Origin of the sequence: Mesorhizobium sp. M7A.F.Ca.CA.001.08.2.1 (assembly GCF_003998455.1) — a bacterium.
GTDB lineage: Bacteria > Pseudomonadota > Alphaproteobacteria > Rhizobiales > Rhizobiaceae > Mesorhizobium > Mesorhizobium ciceri.
In genome coordinates, this window is sequence record NZ_RZPW01000170.1 from 1 (window position 1) to 5000 (window position 5000).

3 protein-coding genes, 1 tRNA gene and 2 rRNA genes (1 of these 6 running past the window's edge) are annotated in these 5000 nt (G+C 57.9%); 1 reads left to right on the forward strand and 5 read right to left on the reverse strand.

Going from position 1 to position 5000, the window contains the following annotated elements:
- Together EN914_RS12750 and EN914_RS12755 are read right to left on the reverse strand one after the other, a co-directional pair.
- Window positions 1-570 (reverse strand): ATP-binding cassette domain-containing protein (locus EN914_RS12750; RefSeq protein ID WP_164778729.1); only part of this gene is annotated, 570 nt, incomplete at its 3' end.
- A 93-nt stretch (window positions 571-663) separates the two neighbouring features.
- Complete coding sequence (locus EN914_RS12755; RefSeq protein ID WP_013529471.1) at window positions 664-1695, reverse strand: substrate-binding domain-containing protein; 1032 nt, start codon at window positions 1693-1695, stop codon at window positions 664-666.
- Between the two features lie 458 nt (window positions 1696-2153).
- Between EN914_RS12755 and EN914_RS12760 the strand changes: the two genes are divergently transcribed.
- Window positions 2154-2372, forward strand: a complete 219-nt coding sequence (locus EN914_RS12760) for a hypothetical protein (protein WP_127218731.1) — start codon at window positions 2154-2156, stop codon at window positions 2370-2372.
- Here the strand turns inward: EN914_RS12760 and EN914_RS12765 are convergent.
- The 3 genes from EN914_RS12765 to EN914_RS12775 all read right to left on the reverse strand — a co-directional run.
- Window positions 2351-2427: transfer RNA gene (locus EN914_RS12765), tRNA-Met, on the reverse strand. The two genes, EN914_RS12760 and EN914_RS12765, sit on opposite strands and share 22 nt — an antisense overlap.
- Before the next feature lie 154 nt (window positions 2428-2581).
- Window positions 2582-2696 (reverse strand): 5S ribosomal RNA (gene rrf / locus EN914_RS12770).
- A 269-nt stretch (window positions 2697-2965) separates the two neighbouring features.
- Window positions 2966-5000, reverse strand: a 23S ribosomal RNA gene (locus tag EN914_RS12775); it runs 787 nt beyond the window's last position.

Here is a 5000-nt window from a genome sequence, read left to right on the forward strand (position 1 = left end):
TTCCCTAAGCCCGCGCACGATCGAGAACAGGCGTTGCGCTTCGCTTTCGGTGAGTGCGGCGGTCGGCTCGTCGAGCATCAGCACCTTGCAGTCGAGCGTCAGCGCCTTGGCGATCTCGACGAGCTGCTGGTTGGAAATGGAGAGGTCGGCGACCCTGGTGTGCACCGGAATGGGCGCGAGCAGGTCCATGACCTTCTGGGCGTCAGCGTAGAGCTTCTGGAAATTCATCAGCGGTGCGCGCCGGCTGTTGATCGCGGCCATGTAGATGTTTTCGGCAACGGTGGCGTCCTGGCACAGCGCGATCTCCTGGTGGACAAGCGCGATGCCGAGACGTTGGGCGGCCGCGGGCGAGTGGATCGAAACACGCTCGCCATCGATCAGGATGTCGCCCTCGTCGGGCTGCAATACACCGGCGATCATGTTCATCAGCGTCGACTTGCCGGCGCCGTTCTCGCCGCACAGCGCATGGATTTCGCCGCGCCGCAGCTCGAACCGCACGTCGTTCAGTGCCTTGACCGGGCCGAACGCCTTGGACAGACCGCGGATTTCAAGAATGGGCGACTGGGTCACGCCATGCTCCTGCGATGCTTGCGGGGGAGGAAGGAGGCCGAAGCCTCCTTCCCGGTTGGTCCGGCCTTGTGGAGGCCGGGGCGGCGATCGAGACTATTCCTCGATGCCCTTGGTGCCGCGACGCTTGAGGTACTTGTCCCAGTAGAAGTCGTCCGCATTGTCCTTGGAGACGATGGAGAAGCCATTGTCGACGAAGGGCACGCTCATCGGGTTGAAACCCGAACGCTTGGCGTCGTTCATCGGATCGATCAGGCCGGGATGCTTGGCCATCCACAACAGCATGAAGCCCATATAGCCCTGCATGCCCTGGTTGGGATTGACCGAGCCGAAGATCTCGCCGGCCTTGATCATGTCGAGGATCTTGGCGTTGACGTCGGCGAGCATGACGCGGATCTTGCCGCCGCCTTCCTTGGCGGCCTGGGCAGCACCGATGGCCGAGTTGGCCTCCGGCATGAACACGGCGCCGAGGTCCGGATGCGCCTGGGCCAGGCTCAAAACCGCCTGATAGGCCTTGGTCGGATCCTGGTTCGAAGCGGCGCGGCCGACGAGCTTCATGTCGGGCCATTTGGCTTCCATGCGGGCAACGAAGGCGTTGACGCGCTTGTCGTGGTTGTCCTGGCCGGGATTCTCCAGCACCGCATATTCGCCCTTGCCATCCATCGCCTTGGCAACGGCGTCGGCGGCATAGGTGCCTTCGGCATTGTTGTCGGAGGTGATGTAGGAGACGCGCTTGGAATTCGGCGAGTCGGCGGCGAAGGTCACCACCGCGGTGCCCTGCTCGATGGCGCGGTTGATCGGCTCGATGAACGGATCGGAGTTCATCGGGTGTACCAGTATGCCGGCCGGCTTCTGCGCCAGTGCCTGGTCGAAGGTGGCGATCTGCTTGTTGACGTCGTATTCCGGCGTACCCGTATAGGCGGTCTCGCAGCCGAACTGCTGGCCGGCCTGCTTGAACATTTCATAGACCGGGAACCAGTATTCGACGCCCGAGACCATCACGTTCATGACGTATTTTTCACCCGGCTCGCATTTGAACGGGTTAGGGGTTTCGGCGCGTACCTGCATCGACCCAAAGCAGGTCGATGCAGCCGCCGCGATTGCGAGCGTGCTCAGAAATTTGCGCAAGTTTCCTCCCTTGGCCGAAGCCATCCTCAATGACCGTTGCAGGCACTCAGTGAGCGCTGCCGTATGGATTTGATGATGCCGACCTTCCTCCGAAAGCCGACGATCGGGACATTACAGTCCGGGCGCGCATTGTCAATATAATTCACATAGTGAAATATATTTCAGACCCTACTTCAAGGGGATTCCTACGCTCCGGTCGACGAGGCTGGGCGCGGCCGCCAAGATGCCGTACGGGCTGGGCAAGGCCTTACCGGCCTTTGGCCGCGAAACCGGAGAGGGTGGTGGAGTATCCGCACGGGGGCTCGCATGGTACCCTCCCGCCGGCCGCGTCTTTATCGCCTGAAGCCCCCGATCCTGTCTTTGATAGATCTGTTCCGGGCGCAGCGTGACGCTCTCCATATGTCCGCTTGTCCCGCAGCTTCGGCTTCGCTTTCGGGGGCCTGAGCCTGGGCAGATCGATGGCCACCCCAGCCGCATATCAAAACGGCGCGCGGGCATTTGTGGCTGGCGGGCTGTTTTTGATGTTGGTTTTGGGGAGAGGATTTGTTTTCTGTCTGGCGGCTTGGCTTGGCTGGTTGCGGGCGCCTGATGACAGGCCGGCAGCACAGCACAGCACAAAACAAAAAGCCCGCACGATGGCGGGCTTTTTTGAATTTGGTTGCGGGGACAGGATTTGAACCTGTGACCTTCAGGTTATGAGCCTGACGAGCTACCGGGCTGCTCCACCCCGCGTCAATTTTTGTGTAAGCCGAGGCCTACAGATAGGTATATGGCTGACCAAATGAAAGGGCCGCTTACGCGGCCCGTGATCCCTTGGCGGGCCATTTCATAAAGAGAAGATTTCTCTCCATCCGATTTGGATGTGAGATCAACGTGCGTTTGGCAGACCTGGCAGCGACCTACTCTCCCGCGTCTTGAGACGAAGTACCATCAGCGCTGGAGCGTTTCACGGCCGAGTTCGGAATGGGATCGGGTGCAGCCGCTCCGCCATAACCACCAGGTCGGCAAAACGCACGTTGTTCGAGAAGCTTTTGAGCGAAGGGCACAAAGAGACATCGGCAGCGGAGCTGTCGGGTGCCTCTCGGGGCTGTTCGCTGGTCTTTGTGTGCCTTTACGGTTCTTGGTCTGGCGCCTTTCGAAGCGAAGCTTCGCAAGGTCGACCGACCGTCGGCGCTGATGCGCCGCACCCACGTAGCGCCGCCCGCAGGGCGGAACAAGCGTGAGTGAGAACAGACCATCTGACTTTGTCAGATGGGCATAAGGAATGAGAACGATCAAGCCGATCGAACTATTAGTACCGGTAAGCTTCAAGCGTTGCCGCTCTTCCACACCCGGCCTATCAACGTGGTCGTCTTCCACGGTTCTCAGGGAATACTCGTTTTAAGGTGGGTTTCCCGCTTAGATGCCTTCAGCGGTTATCCCGTCCGGATATAGCTACCCTGCTATGCGGCTGGCGCCACAACAGGTCCACCAGAGATCCGTCCATCCCGGTCCTCTCGTACTAGGGACAGATCCTTTCAATATTCCTACACCCACGGCAGATAGGGACCGAACTGTCTCACGACGTTCTGAACCCAACTCACGTACCGCTTTAAATGGCGAACAGCCATACCCTTGGGACCTGCTCCAGCCCCAGGATGCGATGAGTCGACATCGAGGTGCCAAACAACCCCGTCGATATGGACTCTTGGGGGTCATCAGCCTGTTATCCCCGGCGTACCTTTTATCCGTTGAGCGATGGCCCTTCCACGCGGGACCACCGGATCACTATGACCGACTTTCGTCTCTGCTCGACTTGTCAGTCTCGCAGTCAGGCAGGCTTATGCCATTGCACTCAGCGAACGATTTCCGACCGTTCTGAGCCCACCATCGCGCGCCTCCGTTACTCTTTAGGAGGCGACCGCCCCAGTCAAACTACCCACCATACATTGTCCCGGACCCGGATAACGGGCCGCGGTTAGACATCCATAGTAATAAGGGTGGTATTTCAAGGGTGGCTCCACCTGAGCTGGCGCCCAGGCTTCAAAGCCTACCACCTATCCTACACATGCCACTACGAATGCCAATGTAAAGCTATAGTAAAGGTGCACGGGGTCTTTCCGTCTAACCGCAGGAACCCCGCATCTTCACGGGGAATTCAATTTCACTGAGTCTATGCTGGAGACAGCGGGGAAGTCGTTACGCCATTCGTGCAGGTCGGAACTTACCCGACAAGGAATTTCGCTACCTTAGGACCGTTATAGTTACGGCCGCCGTTTACTGGGGCTTCGATTCAGAGCTTGCACCCCTCCTCTTAACCTTCCAGCACCGGGCAGGCGTCAGACCCTATACGTCGTCTTGCGACTTCGCAGAGCCCTGTGTTTTTGATAAACAGTCGCTACCCCCTGGTCTGTGCCACCCTCCTCCACTTGCGTAGAAAAGGGTCACGCTTCTTCCGAAGTTACGCGTGCAATTTGCCGAGTTCCTTCAGCATAGTTCTCTCAAGCGCCTTGGTATACTCTACCAGACCACCAGTGTCGGTTTCGGGTACGGTTTATAAGGAGGAGCTATTTCCTGGAACCACGCAGCAGCCCGTTCAATCCGATAAGATTGGACTACCTCAATGATCCGTCACTACCTCCAAGCCCACGAATATTAACGTGGTTCCCATCGACTACGCGTTTCCGCCTCGTCTTAGGGGCCGGCTAACCCTGCTCAGATTAGCTTTAAGCAGGAACCCTTGGTCTTTCGGCGGGGGAGTCTCTCACTCCCCTTACGTTACTCATGTCAGCATTCGCACTTCTGATACCTCCACCACCCCTCACGGGTATGGCTTCATCAGCTTACAGAACGCTCCGCTACCGCTTGGCCCTTGCGGACCAAACCCTAAGCTTCGGTGTATGGCTTTAGCCCCGTTACATTTTCGGCGCAAAGACCCTTATTTAGACCAGTGAGCTGTTACGCTTTCTTTAAATGATGGCTGCTTCTAAGCCAACATCCTGGTTGTTTTGGGATCCTCACATCCTTTCCCACTTAGCCATAACTTGGGGACCTTAGCTGTAGGTCAGGGTTGTTTCCCTTTTCACGACGGACGTTAGCACCCGCCGTGTGTCTGCCGACTAGTACTCCCAGGTATTCGGAGTTTGGTTAGGTTTGGTAATCCGGTGAGGACCCCTAGCCCATCCAGTGCTCTACCCCCTGGGGTATTCGGTCGACGCTCTACCTAAATAGATTTCGCGGAGAACCAGCTATTTCCGAGTTTGATTGGCCTTTCACCCCTAGCCACAAGTCATCCCGAACTATTGCAACAGTTATGGGTTCGGTCC